Annotated in this window: 21 protein-coding genes; 6 read left to right on the forward strand and 15 right to left on the reverse strand. The window is 52.6% G+C overall.

Features of this window, described 5'->3' with window-relative positions; all coding sequences use genetic code 11:
- Window positions 1-38 precede the first annotated feature (38 nt).
- The 5 genes from alaS to D3P07_RS02675 form a co-directional block, all read right to left on the reverse strand.
- On the reverse strand, window positions 39-2672 hold the full coding sequence (alaS, locus tag D3P07_RS02655; RefSeq protein ID WP_119798516.1) for an alanine--tRNA ligase: 2634 nt from the start codon (window positions 2670-2672) through the stop codon (window positions 39-41).
- A gap of 334 nt (window positions 2673-3006) precedes the next feature.
- Window positions 3007-4077, reverse strand: a complete 1071-nt coding sequence (locus D3P07_RS02660) for an AI-2E family transporter (protein WP_119798956.1) — start codon at window positions 4075-4077, stop codon at window positions 3007-3009.
- A gap of 167 nt (window positions 4078-4244) precedes the next feature.
- Window positions 4245-4448 carry a hypothetical protein gene (locus D3P07_RS02665; protein ID WP_119798957.1) on the reverse strand — a complete coding sequence of 68 codons (204 nt, stop codon included), beginning with the start codon at window positions 4446-4448 and terminating at the stop codon, window positions 4245-4247.
- A gap of 21 nt (window positions 4449-4469) precedes the next feature.
- Window positions 4470-5006, reverse strand: a complete 537-nt coding sequence (locus D3P07_RS02670; RefSeq protein ID WP_119798517.1) for a PRC-barrel domain-containing protein — start codon at window positions 5004-5006, stop codon at window positions 4470-4472.
- 21 nt (window positions 5007-5027) lie between these two features.
- Window positions 5028-6179 (reverse strand): cysteine desulfurase family protein, encoded by a 1152-nt coding sequence (locus D3P07_RS02675; RefSeq protein ID WP_119798518.1) that lies wholly within the window; start codon window positions 6177-6179, stop codon window positions 5028-5030.
- 189 nt (window positions 6180-6368) lie between these two features.
- Between D3P07_RS02675 and D3P07_RS02680 the strand changes: the two genes are divergently transcribed.
- Window positions 6369-7430 (forward strand): hypothetical protein, encoded by a 1062-nt coding sequence (locus tag D3P07_RS02680; RefSeq protein WP_119798519.1) that lies wholly within the window; start codon window positions 6369-6371, stop codon window positions 7428-7430.
- A gap of 55 nt (window positions 7431-7485) precedes the next feature.
- Here the strand turns inward: D3P07_RS02680 and cymR are convergent, their stop codons facing one another.
- Entirely contained in the window at window positions 7486-7905 is a 420-nt protein-coding gene (gene cymR / locus D3P07_RS02685; protein ID WP_119798520.1) for a cysteine metabolism transcriptional regulator CymR, read from the reverse strand.
- A 153-nt stretch (window positions 7906-8058) separates the two neighbouring features.
- Here cymR and mnmA point away from each other — a divergent pair, with 153 nt between their 5' ends.
- A complete protein-coding gene (mnmA, locus tag D3P07_RS02690) occupies window positions 8059-9186 on the forward strand; it encodes a tRNA 2-thiouridine(34) synthase MnmA (RefSeq protein ID WP_119798521.1) in 1128 nt (375 codons plus the stop codon).
- A gap of 28 nt (window positions 9187-9214) precedes the next feature.
- Here the strand turns inward: mnmA and D3P07_RS02695 are convergent, their stop codons facing one another.
- Together D3P07_RS02695 and D3P07_RS02700 are read right to left on the reverse strand one after the other, a co-directional pair.
- On the reverse strand, window positions 9215-10624 hold the full coding sequence (locus D3P07_RS02695) for a hemolysin family protein (RefSeq protein WP_119798522.1): 1410 nt from the start codon (window positions 10622-10624) through the stop codon (window positions 9215-9217).
- Window positions 10625-10664: 40 nt separating this feature from the next.
- A complete protein-coding gene (locus D3P07_RS02700) occupies window positions 10665-11243 on the reverse strand; it encodes a hypothetical protein (RefSeq protein WP_119798523.1) in 579 nt (192 codons plus the stop codon).
- Between the two features lie 231 nt (window positions 11244-11474).
- Here D3P07_RS02700 and D3P07_RS02705 point away from each other — a divergent pair, with 231 nt between their 5' ends.
- Window positions 11475-12062: a copper resistance protein CopC gene (locus D3P07_RS02705; RefSeq protein ID WP_119798524.1), complete on the forward strand. Its 588-nt coding sequence runs from the start codon at window positions 11475-11477 to the stop codon at window positions 12060-12062.
- Entirely contained in the window at window positions 12059-13147 is a 1089-nt protein-coding gene (locus D3P07_RS02710) for a copper resistance D family protein (RefSeq protein WP_119798525.1), read from the forward strand. The genes D3P07_RS02705 and D3P07_RS02710 overlap by 4 nt, the downstream gene beginning before the upstream one ends.
- Window positions 13148-13244: 97 nt before the next feature.
- Here the strand turns inward: D3P07_RS02710 and D3P07_RS02715 are convergent, their stop codons facing one another.
- Window positions 13245-13523 (reverse strand): hypothetical protein, encoded by a 279-nt coding sequence (locus D3P07_RS02715; protein ID WP_147384471.1) that lies wholly within the window; start codon window positions 13521-13523, stop codon window positions 13245-13247.
- A gap of 95 nt (window positions 13524-13618) precedes the next feature.
- Between D3P07_RS02715 and D3P07_RS02720 the strand changes: the two genes are divergently transcribed.
- Entirely contained in the window at window positions 13619-14089 is a 471-nt protein-coding gene (locus tag D3P07_RS02720; RefSeq protein WP_119798527.1) for a DinB family protein, read from the forward strand.
- Window positions 14090-14119: 30 nt separating this feature from the next.
- Here D3P07_RS02720 and D3P07_RS02725 read toward each other — a convergent pair whose 3' ends face one another.
- Window positions 14120-15424, reverse strand: a complete 1305-nt coding sequence (locus D3P07_RS02725; protein WP_119798528.1) for a replication-associated recombination protein A — start codon at window positions 15422-15424, stop codon at window positions 14120-14122.
- A gap of 710 nt (window positions 15425-16134) precedes the next feature.
- Between D3P07_RS02725 and D3P07_RS02735 the strand changes: the two genes are divergently transcribed.
- Window positions 16135-16623 (forward strand): SRPBCC family protein, encoded by a 489-nt coding sequence (locus tag D3P07_RS02735; protein WP_119798529.1) that lies wholly within the window; start codon window positions 16135-16137, stop codon window positions 16621-16623.
- A 153-nt stretch (window positions 16624-16776) separates the two neighbouring features.
- On the opposite strand, the gene D3P07_RS02740 is transcribed toward D3P07_RS02735, so the two are convergent.
- The 5 genes from D3P07_RS02740 to aspS form a co-directional block, all read right to left on the reverse strand.
- Complete coding sequence (locus D3P07_RS02740) at window positions 16777-17532, reverse strand: class I SAM-dependent methyltransferase (protein ID WP_119798530.1); 756 nt, start codon at window positions 17530-17532, stop codon at window positions 16777-16779.
- A gap of 26 nt (window positions 17533-17558) precedes the next feature.
- Window positions 17559-17945 carry a VOC family protein gene (locus tag D3P07_RS02745; protein ID WP_119798531.1) on the reverse strand — a complete coding sequence of 129 codons (387 nt, stop codon included), beginning with the start codon at window positions 17943-17945 and terminating at the stop codon, window positions 17559-17561.
- 225 nt (window positions 17946-18170) lie between these two features.
- Window positions 18171-18839, reverse strand: a complete 669-nt coding sequence (locus tag D3P07_RS02750) for a YdeI/OmpD-associated family protein (RefSeq protein ID WP_119798532.1) — start codon at window positions 18837-18839, stop codon at window positions 18171-18173.
- Window positions 18836-19591, reverse strand: a complete 756-nt coding sequence (locus D3P07_RS02755) for a tRNA threonylcarbamoyladenosine dehydratase (RefSeq protein WP_119798533.1) — start codon at window positions 19589-19591, stop codon at window positions 18836-18838. The genes D3P07_RS02750 and D3P07_RS02755 overlap by 4 nt, the downstream gene beginning before the upstream one ends.
- A 26-nt stretch (window positions 19592-19617) precedes the next feature.
- Window positions 19618-21435, reverse strand: a complete 1818-nt coding sequence (aspS, locus tag D3P07_RS02760) for an aspartate--tRNA ligase (protein ID WP_119798958.1) — start codon at window positions 21433-21435, stop codon at window positions 19618-19620.
- Window positions 21436-21442: the final 7 nt, after the last annotated feature.

Raw genomic sequence — 21442 nt, forward strand, 5'->3', positions numbered from 1 at the left:
TTTCCAAAAAACCGTCAAAAAGACATTGCCTAGCACTATCATATCACATTCGCCCGGTTAACAACCAGTTCTTCCGCAACTTTCAGCGCTTCGTCCAGCTTCGTAATATCCTTGCCGCCTGCTTGGGCCATGTCTGGGCGACCGCCGCCGTTGCCGCCGCAGACGATCGCTGCTTGCTTGATGATCTGTCCGGCATGGAAGCCCTTCTTCACGAGATCAGCGGATACCGCCGCCGCAAGATTGACCTTGTCGTCCGCTACCGCGCCCAGCACGATAACGCTTGCGCCGAGTTTCGGCTTCAGCTCGTCTACGATGCCCCGCAGCGCATCCATCGACGGCGCATTCACCTTCGCGCACAATACCGTCACTTCGCCTGCCTTCACCGCTTGCGATTCAAGAGACCCCGCCTCGATCCGGCTCAGCTTCGCCTGCAGCGATTCGTTCTCGCGGGACAGCTCCTTCAGCTGCGCATTCAGACCATCAATACGCTTCGGCACGTCAGCTACGCCTGACTTCAGCAGCGCTGCCGATTGCTTGAGCAATTCCACCTGCTCCTCGTAATACGTATAAGCATGTCTTCCGGTTACAGCTTCTATGCGGCGAACACCGGAGCCGATGCCGCTCTCTCCGAGCAGCTTGAACAATCCGATCTGAGAGGTGTTGCGAACATGGCAGCCTCCGCATAGCTCAAGGCTGTAATCGCCAACACGCACGACGCGCACGACATCGCCGTATTTCTCGCCGAACAGCGCCATTGCGCCCATCGCCTTCGCTTCTGCCAGCGACTTGTTCGAGATGTCGACATCCGTGCCCAGCCAGATTTGCTCATTCACTTTGCGTTCGATCTCTGCAAGCTCTTCGGCTGTAACGCTGCCGAAATGAGAGAAGTCGAAGCGCAGACGGTCGGTCTCGACCAGGGAGCCGGCCTGATTCACGTGATCGCCCAGCACTTCCTTAAGCGCTTTGTGAAGCAAGTGCGTCGCCGTATGATTTTTAATAATATCTTCGCGCGCACTCTTGTCGATCGCCGATTGCACGGTTGCGCCAGCTTTGGCTGTACCGGATACCACAACCGCATGATGAACCGTCTGACCGTGCGGAGCCTTGGATACATTCTCTACGCGAAGCTCGAAGCCGTCGCCCGTAATTGTGCCGCGGTCCGCGATCTGTCCGCCGCTCTCTGCATAGAACGGTGTGCGGTCAAGCAGCACCAGCACCTGGCTGCCTTCGCCAGCCTCTTGAACGAATGCGTCGCCCAGTACGATACCCTTAATCTGGGAGTCAGTTATCAGATCAGTATAGCCAACAAATTCACTTTTATCCGTATACTCGGACAGCGGTCCGCCCTGCACCTTCATGCTTTCGGTCTCACGGCGCCCGCCGCGTCCGCGCTCGCGCTGAAGCTCCATCTCAGCGTCGAAGCCCTCGCGGTCCACAGTCATGCCATGCTCAGCTGCAAAGTCCTCCGTCAGGTCGAACGGGAAGCCGTACGTATCATACAAGCGGAATGCATCAGCACCTTGGATGATCGTGCTCTCAGCCGATTTGGCGGAAGCCACGATGTCGGACAGCATTGCCAGTCCGTCGGATAACGTCTCGTGGAAGCGCTCCTCCTCCGTACGGATGACGCGCTCAATGAATTCGCGCTTCTCGACCACTTCGGAGTAGTACACGCCCATTACGTCGCCCACGACCGAAGTCAGCTCATAGAGGAACGGACGATCCACACCCAGCTTCTTGCCGTAGCGAACCGCACGGCGAAGCAGTCTGCGGATAATGTAGCCGCGGCCTTCGTTCGACGGCATAACCCCGTCGCCGACGGAGAATACCACTGTACGAATATGGTCGGCAATTACTTTAAGCGCCACATCCTGCTCTTCGTTCGACTTGTACGTTACGCCTGCAATTTCGCAAGTGCGGTCGATGATCGGACGGAACAGATCTGTGTCGAAGTTCGAATCCACGTCCTGCAGGATAGAAGCAAAACGTTCAAGACCTGCGCCTGTATCGATATTTTTGCTCGGCAGCGGCGTGTAGCTGCCGTCTTTGTTATGGTTGAATTGGGAGAATACGAGGTTCCATACTTCCAGGAATCGCTCGTTCTCGCCGCCCGGCCAGCACTCTGGATCGGACAGGTCGCCGTACTTGTCGCCACGGTCGTAGAAAATCTCCGTACAAGGACCGCAAGGTCCCTCGCCGATATCCCAGAAGTTCTCCTCCAGCTTGTAGATACGCTCAGCCGGCAGGCCGATCTTCTCATTCCAGAAGCGGAATGCTTCTTCGTCTTCCGGATAGACCGTTACGGACAGACGCTCCGGATCGAAGCCGATCCACTTCTTGTCTGTCAGGAACTCCCATGCCCAGGTGATCACTTCTTCTTTGAAGTAATCGCCGATGGAGAAGTTGCCCAGCATCTCGAAGAACGTATGGTGGCGGCGGGTTTTGCCGACGTTCTCGATATCATTGGTACGGATACACTTCTGCGAGTTGGCAATCCGCGGATTCTCCGGGATAACGCGGCCGTCAAAGTATTGCTTCAGCGGCGCCATGCCCGCATTGATCCATAGCAGGGAGGGATCGTTATGCGGCACGAGCGAAGCGCTCGGCTCGATCTTATGCCCCTTCTCTTCAAAAAACTGCAGCCACTTGGCTCTGATTTCACTTGCTTTCATCGACGATAGCCTCCTATAGGTTCTGTATTCTGAAAAATAAAAAAGCCCCTGTCAAATGACAGGGACGAATCGATATCGCGGTACCACCCTGGTTATCGCGCAGCATGCGCAATCTCCTTAGCGGACGATAACGGGTCCAGCCGGTGAAGTTCATTCACACTCCGAAAGTAGCTTTCGGCCATTTACGCACATAAACGCTCTCTCAACCGACGCATATCGCCGCACTTGGCAACTGCGAAGAAGCATTCTCTCTGGATGGCTTGCTATGGCTTACTTCATTTCATCATCGTGTTCAATTATATACGACAAATTATAACTTTGCCCCTGTAGACTGTCAAATAATCTTTCGCCGCACGTAGTAGGCGAACATATGCTGTACAATGACTTTGCAGGCTGCAAAGATCGGCACAGCCAGAATCATGCCCACGATGCCCGCAATCTCCCCGCCTACCAGCAAGGCGAAGATAATGAGCAGCGGATGCAGATGGAGCGTTCTGCCCACCACTTGCGGCGAGATGACATTGCCCTCTAGAATTTGACAAGCCGTATTCACAATCGCCACAAGAATCATCATTTTCAGCGAAACGGTCGATGCCATCAACAACGCGGGCGCGGCCCCGAAGAAGGGTCCCAGATAGGGAATTACGTTTGTAATCGCCACTATGCTGGCCAGCAGAAGCGCATACGGCATGCCGATGAACAAATAGCCGGTATAAGCCAATATGCCGACGATCAGGCAGACGAGAAACTGGCCTCTGATGTAGCTGCCCAGCGCATGATCTATATCCTTCATCAGCCTGACCGTATTTTTCCGATGCGACTTCGGCACGTAAGTTATGACCGTTCGCTCGAAGACATCGAAGTCCTTCAATATATAGAAGGCAAGGAACGGAATGATGAACGCAACAAACACCGTATTCAGCATATTGCCGATATTGTTGATAAAATGCAGTAGCGATTCCGACACCCGCTTCTCCATTCCGACCAGCGCCTTGTTCACCCCGTCGCGGAAGCTCTCCGGCAGAAAGGACGTATTGTTAATATCAGTCACCAGATTCTGCGCCCGCATGGACAGCTCCGGGATATGGCGGTTCAGCTCCTGAATCTGATTCATGAACATCGGGATCATATTGACGAGCAGCACCGTCACCACAGCGCAAAACACCGCATAGATCAACAGCACCGCAATCGTGCGCGGCACCTTCCGCTCATGCAGCAGCGTCACAATCGGATTAAGCACATAGGATATAATCATGGCAATAATAAACGGACCGAGCACGGCTTTCAAAAAATCGTAGATTGAGACGATCAGCGGCTTTAGCTGCAATAAGAAGTAGATCGCCACCAAGCTCAATATCAAATAAACGAGCCATACAAACAACCGGTTTTTTGTGAATCGTTCCACCTCTTGCACCCCCGAACATCCCACGCGCAGCTGTCCTTGCCGCATACTGGCAAAGGAACTCCTATGTTGTTCAGTATATGTACAAGTCTTGCCAATCATCCTTGGAACGCAAAAAAAGACGGCCCTTTGGCCGTCCCTGGTTGTTCAGTTTAATGTAAGTTCTCGTATTAATTGATGTGAATTTCTTGCGAGGCGATATCGTCCTCGAAGAACAGATCGTCGAGCGAGCTCAGCGTGCCATCCTCTTCCACCTGATAGACGGACATCTTCTCGCCGTTCACCGTCAATTCAATAAAGCAGCCCCAGCAGTAAAATTGGTGGGAACCGATCTTGCCGATATCTTTCGAATTGCAATTCGGACATCTCAGCATATTCATCATAAACATTTCTCCCTATTCTCTGAAATTGGAAGCTGCGACAGGCTCCAATTCCGCTTCACTGACAGCAGGAACGATAATCGCGTCTTCCCCGAGCAACACCATATCCGGATCGCTCGGCGCCTTTAGCCACTTACGCCCTTCCATCAGATCCGAAACAAAACCGTCAGTAAGCTCATAGCCTACTATCTGTGTACCCTGCAAAGGGTAAAAATAAACATCCGACAACAAACCTAACTGGTCGCCGTGTACGGTTACAACCGGCATTCCCTTTAATTTCACGACTCCGGTGTAAAAGGCGCGGCTTACTTCCTTGGGCTTCATCGCCATGACGGCTTTCTCGCTTGCGATAATGACGACATCCTCACCGCAGGTGAGCACGTCGCTCCAAGCGACAATGCGAACCTTCGCCGCAAACCACTTGCCGTATTCCAGCACGACTCCGTTCAGCTTCCAGTTCTCGTCGAACCAGCAGTCCTTCACGGTGCCTACTTGCTTGCCGGAATGTATGACGATGACCGGGAGCCCGATCAGCTGTTGAAGTTTGATCACTTTGGCCGGAAGCCTCCTAACCTAGCTCCGTATCCGTCTCACAATACCCGCGACAATAGGAGCGGCTTCTTGAAGTTCCTCCAAAGTATTCCCCAACCCGAAGCTAAATCTTACAGCTGAATCCAATCTTTCCGGCGGAATGCCCATCGCTCTCAGCACATGCGACTTCTCCAGTGAACCGGATGTGCAGGCCGAGCCGCTAGCTGCTGCTATGCCCGCCATATCGAGATTCATGAGCATCGACTCGGTATGCGCGCCGATAAAGCTAAGGTTGACGATATGCGGCAGGCTGTTCTTCAAATCGCCATTCACGACAACCTCATCGCTTGACAATTCGCCTATCATCAGCTCTACCCATTCTTTACGAAGTTTGTCCAAAAAAGGTTGCTTTTTTTGCATATCGTTCACACAAATGTCAACAGCTTTTGCGAATCCGGCAATTCCCGCTATATTTTCAGTGCCTGCACGGCGTTTCCGCTCCTGTGAACCGCCCTGCTGCAACGACTCGAAAGGCGCTCCTGCGGATGCATACAGAGCACCGACACCTTGCGGGCCATTGATCTTGTGAGCGGAGAAGCTCATAAAGTCTATAGGAAGCTCAGAAAGCCGATAATTTATCGTGCCGAAGGACTGTACAGCGTCCACATGGAACAAGGCGCCGCCTGCATGTGCAGCTTCGCCAATCGCCTCGATTGGTTGAAGCGTGCCGACCTCGTTGTTGCCGTGCATGATGCTTATAAGCGCAGTGTCGGGACGCATCGCTTCCTTCACTTGGTCCGCATGAATGCGGCCTTGTTGATCGACTGGCAGCACCGTCAGCCTGAAGCCTTCCTCACGCTCCAGCCACTCGCAAGTATGCAGCACGGCATGATGCTCCGCCGAAGAAGTAATGATATGGTTCCTGCCGCGCTTGCGCTGCGCCTTGGCCGCGCCGATCAACGCCAGATTGTCACTCTCCGTACCGCCGGAAGTGAACAACAGCTCCCCCGGCTTGCAGCCAATCGCCGCCGAAATCAGATCACGCGCACGACTGAGCTCTCCCTTGGCTGCTCGTCCGTACGCGTGCATGCTCGAAGCATTGCCGCCCGCTCCCTGCATCAGCCCGAGCATCGTCTTCACGACATCCGGGTGCATGGGCGTTGTAGCGGCATGATCAAAATAGTATGTACTCATCAACCGTCACCCTTATAGTAGATGCTCAAAAAGTCCGCCTCACGGGACGAGCTCTTCAAACCTCGTATAATTTCATTTCATCTACATCTTTATCTAGAAAAGTATATCACATTCGTCAAGGCTCACCTATCGTACGAATTGCGCAACTATAACGTCACGGGAAGCGTTTTATAGGCAGGAGGAATTATCATGAAAAAATGGATATTGTTATTGACAATTTTCGCAGCGATAGCCGTACTTCCGGCATGCGACTCCGCTCCTGCCGAGCCTTATCGAAGAATTGTTCAGTCGGAATATACAGGACTGATCGCCAAGGTAGACAAAGCTGAGCTCATTCAGTTGGCGGATGTCATCTTAAGAGGAGTTGTCACCGGACATCGATCGGAATACGACAGCGACTCCATGCCGGTAACTGATACCGATATTGAGGTGCTGGAGGTATTCAAAGGCAAGCCAGAAGATAGAGTCGCCGTTCGAACGAAAGGTAGAGATCCGTACCGGGAAGCCCATTTTGACGGCAGGCTGTCCGGCTATCTGCCAGGCGATGAAGTCATCCTCTTTCTAGCTCACCGAACCGCCAATCCGCCCGACAAGGACGATCTGGGCTACTATGTAGTCGGGGTTGACCAAGGTGCTTTCCTGATTGAAACGCATAACTCGAAAAAAGTGATGAACAATACGGCAAACAACGAATATGGCTTCATCTACGATGATTTCAACTTGCAGTTGCATGAAACCATGGGCGAGACTCAGCCAGAGAAAACGCTGACAACTATATTAATAATAAAAATAGATAAACATGAGCTGGAGCGTACAGCCAACGTCATCTTAAGAGGCGAAGTCCTATCGCAGACACCGGATCATGACGGTTTTGTCAATCCAATAACCGATACGGTTGTAGGGGTCCTCGACGTATACAGAGGGAAGCCGAAGGAAGAGATTGTCGTTCGAACGCCAGGCTTGTCTCAATATACGAGAGCGAAGCTTCGTGAAGAAGGACTGGGCGCCTACGAAGTCGGCGATGAAGTGATCCTCTTCCTCACGGATCAAAAGGGTGAACGGCCGGACAAGGATGAATTCGACTACTTTGTGATCGGCATGGGGCAAGGAGCTTTTCTCTTGGAAACTTATAAAGGCAAAAAGCAAATGGTGAGCCAAGCAAACGAGGAATATGGCTTCACGTTTAAATCCTTCAAAAAGCAATTGAAGCAGCTGGCGAAGGAAAACAAACAAAATCCAGTGACAGATTGAATAAAAGCTCGCCGATTGGATGATCGGCGAGCTCTTTTTTATGCGAAGTTTGTTATTAAATGTAAAACATGTAGCTGTCCTTCGCTTCTTCTTCCTTGAAAGCGATTAAGTTTTCTAGGGTTGTCGAGTCCAGCACCTCCGCGATGCTGTCGCGAATGCGCAGCCACAGATGGCGCTTCGCCGGATCATCCTCTTCCGTAAAGTCTACCGGAGAGATCGGGCCCTCAAGAATGCGGATTATATCCCCGGATGTAATCTGCGCCGGGTCCTTGGATAAAATATATCCTCCGTATGCGCCTCTAATACTCTTCACCAATCCTGCGTTGCGAAGCGGGGCAACCAATTGCTCCAAATAATGCTCCGACAATGAGTTGCGCTCGGCAATGCTCTTCAGCGAGATTGGGCCTTCTCCAAACTTTGCTGCGAGCTCCATCATAATGGTGAGACCGTAACGTCCTTTAGTCGATATCTTCAAGGTAGCACCTCTCTTTAATCACTGTAATCCTATTATCCTTATATGGTAACATATCGCACACCCCTCGTGTCAAAAAAGCCCCACTTCTTCATGAAAACTTTTTTTGCATATGATACAATGATGAAAGTTTCAAGAGACAAGGTGGTGGCATAGATGAGCAAATCAAACGCCGAAACGAGAGTGGTCGTCGGCATGTCCGGCGGCGTCGATTCCTCCGTCACCGCGCTCCTGCTCAAGCAGCAGGGCTATGACGTAATCGGCATATTCATGAAAAACTGGGACGATACCGATGAATTCGGGCATTGCACTGCGGAAGAGGACTCCGAGGATGTCCGCCGCGTATGTGATCAGATCGGCATTCCTTATTATACGGTCAACTTCGAACGAGAGTATCATGATAAAGTATTCACCTATTTCCTCGATGAATATAAGCGGGGCCGCACGCCGAATCCCGATGTCATGTGCAACAGGGAAATCAAGTTCGGCGATTTCCTGAACAAAGCGCTTGAGCTGAACGCCGACTATTTGGCGACCGGGCATTATGCCAGAGTCGAGCGAAGCGAAGACGGCGTGACCAAGCTGCTGCGCGGCGTAGATGCCGGCAAGGACCAAACGTATTTCCTTAGCGCGCTAAATCAGGACCAGCTCGGGAAAGCCATGTTCCCGATCGGACATCTGCCGAAGCCGGAGGTTCGCCGAATCGCGGAAGAAGCTGGACTGCATACCGCGAAGAAGAAGGACAGCACGGGCGTCTGCTTTATCGGCGAGCGCAACTTCAGGGAATTCCTGAGCGGCTACCTGCCGGCCAAGCCGGGCGATATGATTGATATTCGTACAGGCGAGAAGAAAGGCCGTCACGACGGCCTCATGTATTATACGCTAGGGCAGCGCCAGGGGCTTGGCATTGGCGGCTCCGGGACCGGCTCAGGCGAGCCGTGGTTCGTAGCCGACAAGAACCTCCAAGACAATGTGCTGTATGTCGTGCAAGGCGAAACCCATCCAAGCCTGTATTCCGAAAGTCTCCTTGCAACAGGCATCAACTGGATCGCCCCGCTTGACATTAAAGAGTCGTTTACTTGCAAAGCGAAGTTCCGTTATCGTCAGCCGGATCAAGGCGTAACCGTCACGATGCGGGAAGACGGAACGGCGCTTGTCACATTCGATCAGCCGCAGAAGGCCGTTACGCCAGGACAAGCCGTCGTCTTCTATGACGGCGAAGTATGCCTCGGCGGCGGTACGATTGATGCTGTGAATAAAATTCAAGCCGAGACGGTGCAATAAAGTCGAATAAAGGGCTCAATCGGGAGGTTCACACACTCCCGTTGAGCCCTTTCTTTATCGTCCGCTGTATATCCCCCGCCATATCGATAATCCGTATACGCAAGATGCGCAGATGCTGCATTTCCTCAACGATGAGCTGAAATCTCCCGTCGTCGTTGCTTACAGAATGCCCCTTCGCCGGGGGAAAGGGAAGCTGTGAATACAGCCAGCCTCCAATCGTATCGTAATCTCCGCTTTCCAGATTCATGCCGAAGAAGCTGTTCATCTCCTCGATCAGCATCGATCCGCTGACCAGACAGGAGCCATCCTCCTGCCTCACTATCGCAGCGTGCTCGGGATCGAATTCATCCTGAATATCGCCTACGATCTCCTCCATGATATCTTCCAGCGTCACTAAACCCGATGTTCCGCCGTATTCGTCAATCAGAATAACCAGCTGCGTCTTATTCCTTTGCATCAGCTTCAGCAGCACACTGATTGGAAGAGAGTCGGGTACCGATGTGACCGGCCTCATGACCTCTCTAATCGATTCGACCATTCCGGTGCTGAAGCTGAATAGATCCTTCATGTGCACAAAGCCGATAATGTCGTCTTTGTCCGTCTCGCAGACGGGATATCTCGTTCGCATATATTGGACAGCAATGGTTTTATTCGCTTGCAGCGAGAGCCCCGCATGCAAACAGATCATCTCCGTGCGCGGGATCATAATTTCCCGTGCGGTTGTCTCCGTGAAATCGAATATATTGTCCACGAGGGTAAGCTCGGTCTGATCAATAAATCCGCTGCGGTGGCTTTCCTTCAGCAAGTTGCGCAGATCCTCTTCCGTATGCGCAGGCTCCTTCTCGGTTGCAGGTGCGAGTCCTGCTAGTTTCAGCATAGCGGAGGTTGAATGATGGGCCAGCCAGACTAACGGCCATAAGGAGAGATAGAGGAGATGCAGCGGCCTCGCTGCCCGGATTGCAGCAAGCTCCGCTTTGCGGTGCGCAGCCGCTCTGGGCACCAGCGCCCCTATTGTGACATGCAGCAGTACAAGGGGAACAAACACAAGCGCTATAGAACTCCATATGGCAAGAGCCGGACTTATTCCCATGGCATCCGTCAGCCATGGCGCTGCCCGTCCTGCCGCCAGGTTCGAGCCAAGCCAACCGATGCCAATGGAAGCTCCGGTAATGCCGAGCTGGCAAGCCGTCGCATACCCGTTTCGCTCCAGCATTCGCCGCGCCCGTCCTGCATGAGCGCCCTTTCCCGCCGTCAAGCGTTCTATCCGATTCATTCTTGCTTTGGACATCGCATGCTGCGCCGCCACCAAAAAACCGTTCAAGCCAACCAGAAGCATCACAAGCGTCAGCGACATGCCAACCGGCAAAGGTTCTCCCAACCCATTCCCGTCAACCGCAGCGCAGGGCCCGGCGACGGGCGCACCTCCCTTTTTGCACATACGAGTATCAGCCTAATCTGCGCGTAGTAGTCATATGTATTCAGGATGGCTTAGCCGATATGCAATGGAATACAACTTGCTGCTCCAGTGAACTCTCCGCATCGGTGCGAATGACAAAAACAATCGTTTCCTGCGTGTCCCCCAGATAGAGCTTAAACCCTCTGATTGTTGCGCCCGGCTCATAATCTGTGCTTTGGGAGCTTAGAGAGGCATACCTATCTTCCGTCAGAACAATGCTGCCGACGCCCTGGTCGAATTGAATCTCGGTCACAAGGCTAGGCTCTATGGATGGCTGGGTCCTGTACTTCAACGATCCGTCCTTCTTTAATAGAACGTCCCTTATTGCATAGCTCCCTGATAGATCGCGATGTGCGGTGATCGTGATTTTGTCGCCGATCTTCACGTACGGAATTTCTGAATGAGTGTTCATCCAGGTCTGGAACAAACGTTCATCGGACGGGACAAGCTCCGCTCCGCCCTCTCCCTTCTCGGCAATCCCATCAAAGGCTGCGATACCGGACTTTACGATGATCCTGTAATCGTCTGAGGCATTCGAATACGAATCTAGTAGCAGAACCGCCAGCCCGACGAACAGCATAACTGCCAGTCTTTTTTTCAAAAAGCATCCCCCCGCTGTCCATTAGGCTTTCTTATAGGTATAAACGCGCTGCGCCCTCATAAAGTTGTTATTTTTTTCTAAAAGGCTGCATTCATCAAACGTTCATAAGTCTGCAACGAATTGATCACGACCTTGAAGCATTCCATATGGTAAAGATGGTATAATGCAAGGAGCGATTGCCATGCTGAAGCGCTGCCATTCGCAAACAAAGAAACGGAGGATTGATCCCTTATGAAACGAGCTTTGCTCATCCTTATGGCCCTCATCTGGCTCCTGCCCTCCGCGGCACTGGCGCACTCCACGCTGCAAACCGCATTGCCTGCAGTTGACGCCACGGTAGATGTATCTCCAGAGCGTATTGAGATGAAGTTTGACACCAAAATCGAGAAGCTAAGCACATTCAAGCTGTTCAACGAAGCCGGGGAACAATTGGAGACCGGCAAAGCCGAAGTGAGCGGAGACACGATGACAGGTACCGTGCCCGCCGCGCTGGACAACGGCAAGTACACGGTGAAGTGGACGATTATCGGGGCGGACAGCCATGCGGTAGAGGGCGAATATGCCTTTACAGTAGATGCGCCTGTACTAGCGACGCCGTCGCCTACCCCATCCGAAGAGCCAACGAACGAGCCTAGCGAGCAGCCGAGCGAACAACCAAGCGAGCAACCGTCCGCTACGCCAACAGCAACGCCGTCGGATAACGATTCCGGCGATGACATCGGCGAAGTGCTGGCATCGCCCCCAGTGCTGGTCATGATCGGTATCATCCTAATAGCTGTCGTCATTTTCGTTGTACTGATGAGGAAAAAATCGTCATGATTTACGTAAGCGAAGGACTTCTTTATATTAGCTTTGCTATTCTGATGGGAACGCTTGTGCTTCGGCTTGTGCCGGAGCGCAAGCGTCCTTCCGTTCAAGTCCCGAACGGGCTGTTAATGGCATGTGCGCTTGCCATTCCGATCTTGTCCTTCGCGCCGATTCATCAGCTTGCCAGCCAGTATGCCTCCCAATTCGAATTAACGTACGGCGAGATGCTGAAGAGCATTCTGATGGACGTTAAATCGGGCAAAGCGTGGATCTGGTCGACCGTCGGTTCCCTTGGCCTGGCTCTCTTGCTGGGCATGAAAGCATTCCGGAACGATAAGCATATGCCTAAGGTTGCGCTGTTCGTTACCGGATTGCTTGTTGTATGGCTAGGATACGCAAGCCATGCTTCGTCGCTCAGCTCCTTCAAAGGTTTGTTTGTACATACGATGCATTTTCTGGCTTTCAGCGTCTGGATCGGCATATTGTTCGTCGTGAGCTGGTTCTCCAAGGATAGGGAGAATTGGTCCGCATTCCTGAAGTGGTTCTCTCCACTCGCGATCATATGCGTGGTCGTCACGCTGCTGGCCGGACTGACGCTTATGACCTTTACTACACCGCAATACGTCAATTCATGGATTATCCCGTACGGCCAAGCGCTGCTGATCAAGCATTTGCTCATCCTGCCGCTTCTACTCTTCGCCTATACGAACGGTTTTCTGTACAAGTCTGTGTCCGCGAAGGACAGCGGCTTCCAGCCGGTCAGGTGGCTCCGTGCAGAGAGCGTCGTTGCGATGCTGGTGCTTGGCGCTACAGCCTTCATGGGCCAGCAGGCTCCGCCGCATAATCTGAAGGATACGCTGCAGCAGGTATCCCCGTCGCCGTTGTTCACTTGGCTGTACAAAGGAGCGTTCAGTCCGGATATTCAGCTTGCGTTCACGCTGCACATGGAGAGCGTGCTTATGTTTGCCGCAGCGCTGCTGATGGCGGTCGGCGTCGTATGGACGTATCGGTTGAACCGTCCAAGCGTCGCCTTCCTGATGGGGTTGCTCATGGTCGTGTTCGCTTATTTCGGCCTCATGTTTTCCATAGCGCAGTAATGAATAAGGAGCATCTTCCTCTCTCGGGATTGATGCTCCTTATTCATTAGAGAGAATAGACGACGCCCGCGGGCATGCTCCCGCTCATTCCTGCCCCTCATCCCGGGGGATTACGGTCATGGCTATGCTGGAATCTCTTCTCAAATATCATCCATCTCAATAGAGAGCCTATGCCTCCTACAAGCAGACTAACTGCGAGTACGGTCAACACTTCCTGTATCCCGAATTCCTTGCCGTTCAGCAGGGACACAAATCCGTGAATCAGCGTCATGAAAAGAAAGAAATAGAGAATCCATTTCAACACATAGCGGAACTTGCCTCCTTGCCTGATAAGCGCCCATTTCTTATATTCTTCATGGTCTAATACGTTCATCATGGCCTCCTAATCATCTGCTTATGCTCCATCCGCAGTATTGAAATCCGAACGTTCATTCGTGTATACTATTAGGATATTTCATTTTGGAGGCAAATATGAACTCAATTTCTCTCATTCTCATGCATTTTAAAGAAGTCCGGCGAAGAAGCATAAAGGTGTGGACATCAATTCCAGAGGATATGCTCCACTGGAAGCCGGATGACAACGCGTTGACATGTATCGAGATGGTTAGGCATGTACTCGAAAGCGAGCATTATTATCATTTGGCAATCCATAATAGAGGCAGCCTGCCGCAATTCGATTCCCCTTTTGAGAATCGGCCTTTCACAACTGTCCAAGATGAGCTTGCGTTTGCAGAGCTCTATCGCAACCAGTTCTTAGAGACGATTGCCGCTTTCACCGAATCTGATCTGGAAGATATTCAAATCGACCGCTCCGATTGCGGTTATATTAGAGGTTTGGGAGATATGCTTCTTCGTATTGCCTATCACGAGTCTGTCCATACGGGTCAATTACTGGATTATTTAAGAACGGCAGACATTCCTCGCGTACGAATCTGGGACTAATCCAATAATGGCCAAATAAAATCAGCAGCGTCACCTCAAGCGACGCTGCTGATTCTGTTTGATCTTCTCTTCCATCCCCTGCTCCGTCGCCTTGTAGAACGAAGCTTTCGCAAGCGGATCGGGCAAATATTGCTGCTTCACATAATGATTCGGAAAGTCATGCGGATACTTGTAGCCTTCATGACCAAGCTGGGCCGCGCCCTTGTAATGCGTATCGCGAAGATGAAGCGGCACTTCCAGGTTGCCGTTGCGCTCGATCGCATTCATCACATTGCCAATCGCGACCGCTGTCGAATTAGATTTCGGACTTTCGACCGCGAACAGAATTGCCTGGGAAATGTTATATTTGGCCTCGGGCCAGCCAATCTTGTGGTAGGCGTCCATAGCCGTTACCGCCTGGACCATCGCTTGCGGATTTGCCAGGCCGATATCCTCGCTGCAGGCTACGATCAGCCTGCGAAGGAAGGTCATCGGGTCCATGCCGAGCTTCTCCACGGCGTACAGGAACCAGAACAATGCGGCGTCACTGGAGCCTCTGACACTCTTATGAAAGGCCGACAAGACGTCGTATTGCGTGGACATATCCGCCCGGATCGATGGTTTGCGCACCGACTCCTGCGCAACCTCCAGCGTAATATGAACGGAGCCGTCCGGCTCGGAAGGCGTCGTCACCGCTGCCAGCTCCAATGCATTGAGCGACCGCCTGATGTCGCCGCCTGACATCGCCGCAATATGCTGCAGCGCTTCCTCATCCGCAATCAGCTTCATGAATCCAAGGCCGCGGTCCGCATCCGCCATTGCCCGGCGCATCGCTTCCATGGAATGCTTCTCCTCCAGCGCTTCGAGCTGGAACAGCGTCGACCGGGAGAGAAGAGCTCCGTTCACATGATGGAACGGATTCTCCGTCGTCGCGCCAATAAAGATAATGATGCCCTGCTCGACCGCAGGCAGCAGTGCATCCTGACGCGACGTGTTGAAGCGATGCACCTCATCGAGGAACAGGATCGTTTTGCGGCCGTACAGCGTCTTGTTCGACCTGGCCCGGTCAATGACTTCCCTGACATCCTTGACGGAAGCGTCCACCGCGTTCAGCTTGACGAAATCGCCTTCCGTCCGCAACGAGATAATGTTCGCAAGCGTCGTCTTGCCGCAGCCTGGAGGGCCGTATAGCAGGATTGATGACACTTGGTCGCCCTCGATCGCCCGGCGCAGCAGCTTGCCTTGTCCTACGATATGTTCTTGCCCGATATATTCATCCAGCGTCTGCGGTCTCATCCGATCGGCGAGCAATCTCGCCCGCGGCCGCTCCGCTTCCTCATAGCTAAATAAGTCCATGCCGATACTCAATCCTTTATGATGGTATAACTAGATGATAGCATACAGGCACAGATGTTCGCCAGACCGCGCATGCCTAAGCCAAGATCAAGTTGACCCATTAGGATAGAGCATGTTCCAAGACTCTCCGGTTTCTAAGCATCCAAGCCGCAGCGCGGGATCGCCAAGCTAATCCCCAAAGCGGACCTTGACTCTCGGGGTAACCATTCAAATGCCTCAGCACTGCATGTATGCTCCAGGATCACTTTCCAGACGGCCGCAGTATAACATGGTTTATATAACTGACGGAATGTGTTGTGGATAATAGGGTCTCTTCTTGTTCCATGGATACCCCCTTCAAATGAGAGGGAAATCACGCAGTTTATTGGGGTAATATGCGTTTCTCTCTCGATTCTTGCACCCGCATCACTGTTTTTTCGCTTACCATCACATCGCCTCCTATTCGAGTTCAATCAACGGATCCACTCTTTTTTCAATCCTATCAGTCTTCTAACAAACGGACCAATTGTGGAATAGAGAGGAAAAGCTATTTAGCAATCGAGAAGAAACTTTAGGAGACTGATGTGTTAATATTAGGAACAAGGATCATTAGTGAAACGGTTCTCCGCACGTTCTGTAACGGCAAGCTACAGCTCTCTATACAACTACCTTGAGTATTTTTCATTATGTGGGAGTAAAATTAATGACAAAAAACCACTGGAGGAATCACAATGTCAACACAAATTGAAATTACCTATACTTTCAATGCTTCACGAGAGCTTGTGTTTAAAGCATTCACCGAATCAGAACATCTACAGTGCTGGTGGGGGCCAAAAGGATGGCTGTTTGAGGTGGCCGAAGCAGACTTTCGTTCTGGCGGTGTCTTTCACTACAGCCAGAAACCAGCTGACGGCGATATCATGTGGGTTAAATTTATATACAGTGAAGTTGTAGAATCGGAGAAAATCACTTACACCAGTGTCTTTTCTGATAAGGAGGGCAACATAGTACGTGCACCCTTTGACGCTAACTGGCCATTGAAAACCCTAAATTCAATAACGTTCTTCGAAGACAAAGGAAAAACTGCCCTTACCATGATTGTGGTTCCCGAAGCCCCAACTGAGGCAGAGTCTAAAACCTTTGATGCCTCAGAAGAGATGATTCATAGTGGATTTACGGGAACTTTCGATCAATTAGCCGCATACCTGACTAAGATGTAACGCCGTTTCTATAGCGGGGTAATATTGAGTTTCGAAAAAGCAGCCGATCGTTAAGATTGGCTGCTGGTGTCGTTTATTAAGTTATCATGACTGTTAGATTAGCCCCATTCTGCCTCTAAGCAATAACATAATGCCTAATGACCATAAACCTGTCTATACTTCTCCCCAATACAGTTCCGTAACATATTCCATGGCGACAACGCCGTCTGCTTCATTGCTCCGATAGATGTCCTTCAGTTCCTTCATCATGGCTTCATAACGCGGGTGGTCCGGCGTCGGACTGTACGAGGAGGACAACAATCTTCCTTTCAGCGCAGCTTCGTCCAGCAATTGCTTCATCGAGAACGTATTCCGTGTCGGACCGCCGTCTGCGAAATAGGGACGCAGCGTCTCCAGCGTAATACTCTTATGGGCGACCTTCTCGTAATCCGTGCCATATTCCTGAAGCATCTTCTCGAATTGCTCAAGGAAAGGCGACCCCGAAGTTTTCCTGGAATTCCAGATGAGAACGACCTTGCCTCCCGGCTTCAAGATACGCTTGAACTCCGCCTTCACCAGCTCTCGATCGAACCAGTGATACGACTGCGCGCAGACAATGAAATCTACAGAATGCGCTGGCATGCCGGTCTCCTCCGCCGATGACGCAACAGCTTGGTACCGCTCCGAACCGCCAAGCGCCTGCACAGCTGCCTTGCGCATCGCTTCATTGGGCTCTACGCCGATGACGCGGCTTCCTCTCTCCAGCAGCAGTCTCGAGAAAATGCCCGTACCCGCACCCAGATCGGCGATGACGCTGTCCGGGCCAAACCCCAGCTTTTTGTATAAGAAATCAATAGCTTCTCCCGGATAGGTCGGGCGATACTTCACATAGTTATCCACCCGGTTCGTAAACCGTTCCTTGTTGTCCATAGTTGTTGTCCTCCCTCTTGATTGCCTTATTCCGCACTCTCGATTCGCTCCAGAAACTCCAGCCGGTTGCCGAACGGGTCCGATGCAAAGAAACGGCGGTACCCTTCTTCAAGTCTCAGCTCGTCATCGATTACCGCAACGCTGTGACGGCTCAGTCTTTCCTTCAAATGCTGAAGGCCACGTACGGCAAAGGCAGGATGGGCTTTCAGCGCAGGCACGAATGCAGGCTGTATGCCAATATGAACCTCATGGCTCCCGCATCGGAACCATACACCGCCTCTATGCCGCAAGGCCTCAGGCTTCTCCAGCTCGGTCCAGCCCAGCACGCCGCCATAAAACGCTCTAGCCTGCTCCTCGCAGCCCTCGGGAGCAGCCAGCTGCACATGATCGATTCCTGCAAAAACGTAGGACATCTCGTCTCCTCCATCCCACACCCGGATTGGTCAAGCAGATCTCATCACAACTAGTTTCACTAAGTGAAATACAGTTTCATTTTATATTTCTATTATATCCCATCTCTAGCTTTCCCGCAATCCACTAACTCGCACCTGCCAAACCATTCGATTGCTCTACAAAGCTTCATCAGATAAAAACAGCGCTGCGGCGGGCTTAACCCGTCGCAGCGCTGCTGCAAAACTTTATTTATCAGTAGGACGCTTAAGTCCCTTCCCGAGCTTGTCGATCGTTGCGGCCACTCGCTTCGCTCTGGTCTCCTCCCGTTTCGCCTCCAGGATCCAATTCAAATAATCTCTTCTCATGGAATCCGTCAACGCTTCGAAAAAAGTCCGGGCTTCCGGAACCGTTGCGAATGCGGCTTCCAGGTCATCCGGCATATCAGGCACGGCTGAGGATGACTTCACCGCCGCCGCACCTGACACAGGATCCTTCTTGCGGGAGCGGCTCGCTCTCGCAGCCCCTACCGGCCTGTAGCGCATCGCAGACCACGTCTCGTTCATAGAAATCATCGCGACGCCTTCCGTGCCGAACGTCTTCATGAGCGCCCAGCCCGTATCGCGATTGATATCCGTCTTAATACGAGATGTACCTTTTGGATAACAAATCCATAACAACGCATCTGCCTCCGCAGTGCGGATCGCGATAGGCGCGCGCTTCTCCAGCTCCGCAAGCGAAGTGACGAATAGCAGAACGAACGCATATATCCCTTCGCCTAGCTCGTCCTCTGTCGACTTCTCGGCTTGGGCCGGCAGTCCCAGCTCAGAGGCGACATCATAATCGGCGGGAGGATGAAGGATGACGGCTCGCATATCCGGCTCCAGTCTCAGCTTGCGGGAAAGCTCGGCATTCATGCGCCGGCTTCTCCTGACGCAAGCAAATCCTTCACCGCAACGCTAACCATGATCAGCCCAGCTACCGGCGGCACAAAGGCGTTGCTGGACGGCGGCTGCTGCGCTTTGCGGATTTCCGGAGCGTTCTCCGGCACTATGCGCTGCGTCACGTCCTCGCGCGGCTTCATCGGCTCCTCATCGGAGAAGACAACCTTGACGCCCTTCTTGATGCCATCCTTGCGCAGCTTCGTGCGCACGACACGGGCAATCGGATCGGTATGCGTCTTCGAGATGTCCGCTACCTTAAAGCGCGAAGGGTCCATTTTGTTGGCTGCGCCCATGCTGGAGATAACAGGGATGCCGCGCTCCAGACATTGCTTGATCAAGTGAACCTTATAGATGATCGTATCTGATGCGTCAATCACATAGTCCAGCGGATAGGCGAACAGTTGCTCATACGTCTCTTCCGTATAAAACATCCGCAAGGAAATGACATCGCACTCCGGATTGATCAGCTTGATGCGGTCCCGCATCAGATCCGCCTTCGGCTGGCCGACTGTCGTCATAAGCGCATGAATCTGGCGGTTAATATTCGTAATGTCAACAACATCCTTGTCGATCAGGATGATGCGGCCGACGCCGGTTCTAGCCAGTGCCTCCGCCGCGATGGAGCCAACTCCGCCGATGCCGAGCACGGCGACCGTGCTCCCTTTCATCCGCTCCAGCCCTTCCGGGCCGATCGCAAGCTCCGTGCGCGAGAATTGATGCAGCATGCTCTGCCGCCTCCTTTGCTGTAAGCTTATTTATCTTCGCCTTGTGCGGAAGCTGGCGCTCCTGCTGCAGCGACTGCCGGCTTAGGCTTCAGAACCGTGCGGATATGAAGCTGCTCAAGCTGGGACAGCTCGACTTCGGACGGCGCGTCGACGAGCAGATCTGTTGCGCTTGCCGTTTTCGGGAAGGCAATCGTCTCTCTCAGGTTCGTACGGCCTGCCAGCAGCATGACCAGACGGTCGAAGCCGAATGCGATGCCGCCGTGCGGAGGCGTGCCGTAATCGAAGGCGTCAAGCAAGTAACCGAACTTGTCTTGCGCCACTTCCGGCGGCAGGCTAAGCGCGTTGAACATTTTCTCCTGAACCTCACGCTTGTAGATACGCATCGAACCGCCGCCTACTTCGTAGCCGTTCAGGACGAGATCATATGCTTGCGCGCGAATTTTGCCAGGATCGGTATCGAAGTAGTGAATATCTTCTTCGTTAGGACGCGTGAACGGATGATGCTCCGCTACATAACGCTTCGCTTCTTCGTCCCATCCAAGCAGCGGGAAGTCTACGACCCAAGCGAATTTGAACTTCGAGTCGTCGATAAGTCCCAGATCGCGGCCCAGCTTCAGACGCAGGTTGCCCAGTACATCCGCAACCACTTTCGGCTTGTCGGCAGAGAAGGTCAGCAGGTCGCCTTCCTCAACGCCCAGACGCTCCGTCAACGCTTCAATCTCCTCCGGCTTTAGGAACTTCACGATTGGACCTCTCCACTCGCCATCCTTCACCGTGATCCAAGCAAGGCCTTTGCCGCCGTAGCGAGCAGCGAACGGCTGCAGGTCGTCAAGCTCCTTGCGGCTCCAGCTAGCACAGCCCTTTGCGTTCAGCGCTTTGACTACGCCGCCGCCTGCCGCTACGCTTGCAAATACTTTAACGTCGCTCGATGCGACAATATCAGTAATATCTTCGATCTCCAGGCCAAAGCGCAGATCAGGCTTGTCGGAGCCGTATTTGTTCATAGCATCCGCATATGTGATGCGTTGGAACGGAAGCTCCAGCTCTACGCCTACAGTCTCGCGAAGCAGTCTCGCAGACAGCTCTTCCATCATGCCAAGCAATTGATCCTGCGACAGGAACGAAGTCTCGATGTCGACTTGCGTAAATTCCGGCTGGCGGTCTGCACGAAGATCTTCATCGCGGAAACAGCGGGCGATTTGATAATAACGCTCAACGCCGCCAACCATCAGCAATTGCTTGAAAATTTGCGGCGATTGCGGCAATGCGAAAAACTCGCCTTCATGCACGCGGCTAGGCACCAGGTAATCGCGAGCGCCTTCCGGCGAGCTCTTCGTCAGAATTGGCGTTTCTACTTCGATGAAGTCTTGTCCATCCAGGTAGTCGCGGAAAATCTTTGCCGCTTTCGCACGAAGCAAAAGCGTCTTCTGCATCTCAGGACGACGCAGGTCCAGGTAACGGTACTTAAGACGGAGTGACTCATCCACTTCCACACCATCTTCGATCGGGAATGGAGGTGTTTTCGCTGCGTTCAGCACTTCAATTTCTGTTACGCGGATTTCAATCTCGCCTGTTGCCAGGTTCGCGTTGAATGTCTCAGGATCGCGCTCGACCACTTTGCCTTTTACGGCAAGCACGAACTCGTTGCGCGCACGGTCAGCGATCGACAATGCATCGCCGGAGAAATCCGGGTTGAATACGATCTGTACAATTCCAGTACGGTCGCGAAGGTCGATGAACAATACACCGCCCAAGTCGCGGCGGCGCTGCACCCAGCCGTTCAGCGTAACCGTTTGTCCTACATCTGCTTTCGTTAATGTTCCGCAGTGATGCGTCTTTAACATCGTCGTC

Origin of the sequence: Paenibacillus sp. 1011MAR3C5 (genome assembly GCF_003591485.1) — a bacterium.
GTDB lineage: Bacteria > Bacillota > Bacilli > Paenibacillales > Paenibacillaceae > Pristimantibacillus.

Coding starts and splice junctions, on each gene's coding strand:
- alaS (WP_119798516.1), bottom strand. CDS start 2,672: ATGAAAGCAAGTGAAATCAGAGCCAAGTGGCTGCAGTTTTTTGAAGAG.
- D3P07_RS02665 (WP_119798957.1), bottom strand. CDS start 4,448: ATGCTGAGATGTCCGAATTGCAATTCGAAAGATATCGGCAAGATCGGT.
- D3P07_RS02675 (WP_119798518.1), bottom strand. CDS start 6,179: ATGAGTACATACTATTTTGATCATGCCGCTACAACGCCCATGCACCCG.
- D3P07_RS02680 (WP_119798519.1), top strand. CDS start 6,369: ATGAAAAAATGGATATTGTTATTGACAATTTTCGCAGCGATAGCCGTA.
- mnmA (WP_119798521.1), top strand. CDS start 8,059: ATGAGCAAATCAAACGCCGAAACGAGAGTGGTCGTCGGCATGTCCGGC.
- D3P07_RS02695 (WP_119798522.1), bottom strand. CDS start 10,624: ATGTGCAAAAAGGGAGGTGCGCCCGTCGCCGGGCCCTGCGCTGCGGTT.
- D3P07_RS02705 (WP_119798524.1), top strand. CDS start 11,475: ATGAAACGAGCTTTGCTCATCCTTATGGCCCTCATCTGGCTCCTGCCC.
- D3P07_RS02710 (WP_119798525.1), top strand. CDS start 12,059: ATGATTTACGTAAGCGAAGGACTTCTTTATATTAGCTTTGCTATTCTG.
- D3P07_RS02715 (WP_147384471.1), bottom strand. CDS start 13,523: ATGATGAACGTATTAGACCATGAAGAATATAAGAAATGGGCGCTTATC.
- D3P07_RS02720 (WP_119798527.1), top strand. CDS start 13,619: ATGAACTCAATTTCTCTCATTCTCATGCATTTTAAAGAAGTCCGGCGA.
- D3P07_RS02725 (WP_119798528.1), bottom strand. CDS start 15,424: ATGGACTTATTTAGCTATGAGGAAGCGGAGCGGCCGCGGGCGAGATTG.
- D3P07_RS02735 (WP_119798529.1), top strand. CDS start 16,135: ATGTCAACACAAATTGAAATTACCTATACTTTCAATGCTTCACGAGAG.
- D3P07_RS02740 (WP_119798530.1), bottom strand. CDS start 17,532: ATGGACAACAAGGAACGGTTTACGAACCGGGTGGATAACTATGTGAAG.
- D3P07_RS02745 (WP_119798531.1), bottom strand. CDS start 17,945: ATGTCCTACGTTTTTGCAGGAATCGATCATGTGCAGCTGGCTGCTCCC.
- D3P07_RS02750 (WP_119798532.1), bottom strand. CDS start 18,839: ATGAATGCCGAGCTTTCCCGCAAGCTGAGACTGGAGCCGGATATGCGA.
- D3P07_RS02755 (WP_119798533.1), bottom strand. CDS start 19,591: ATGCTGCATCAATTCTCGCGCACGGAGCTTGCGATCGGCCCGGAAGGG.
- aspS (WP_119798958.1), bottom strand. CDS start 21,435: ATGTTAAAGACGCATCACTGCGGAACATTAACGAAAGCAGATGTAGGA.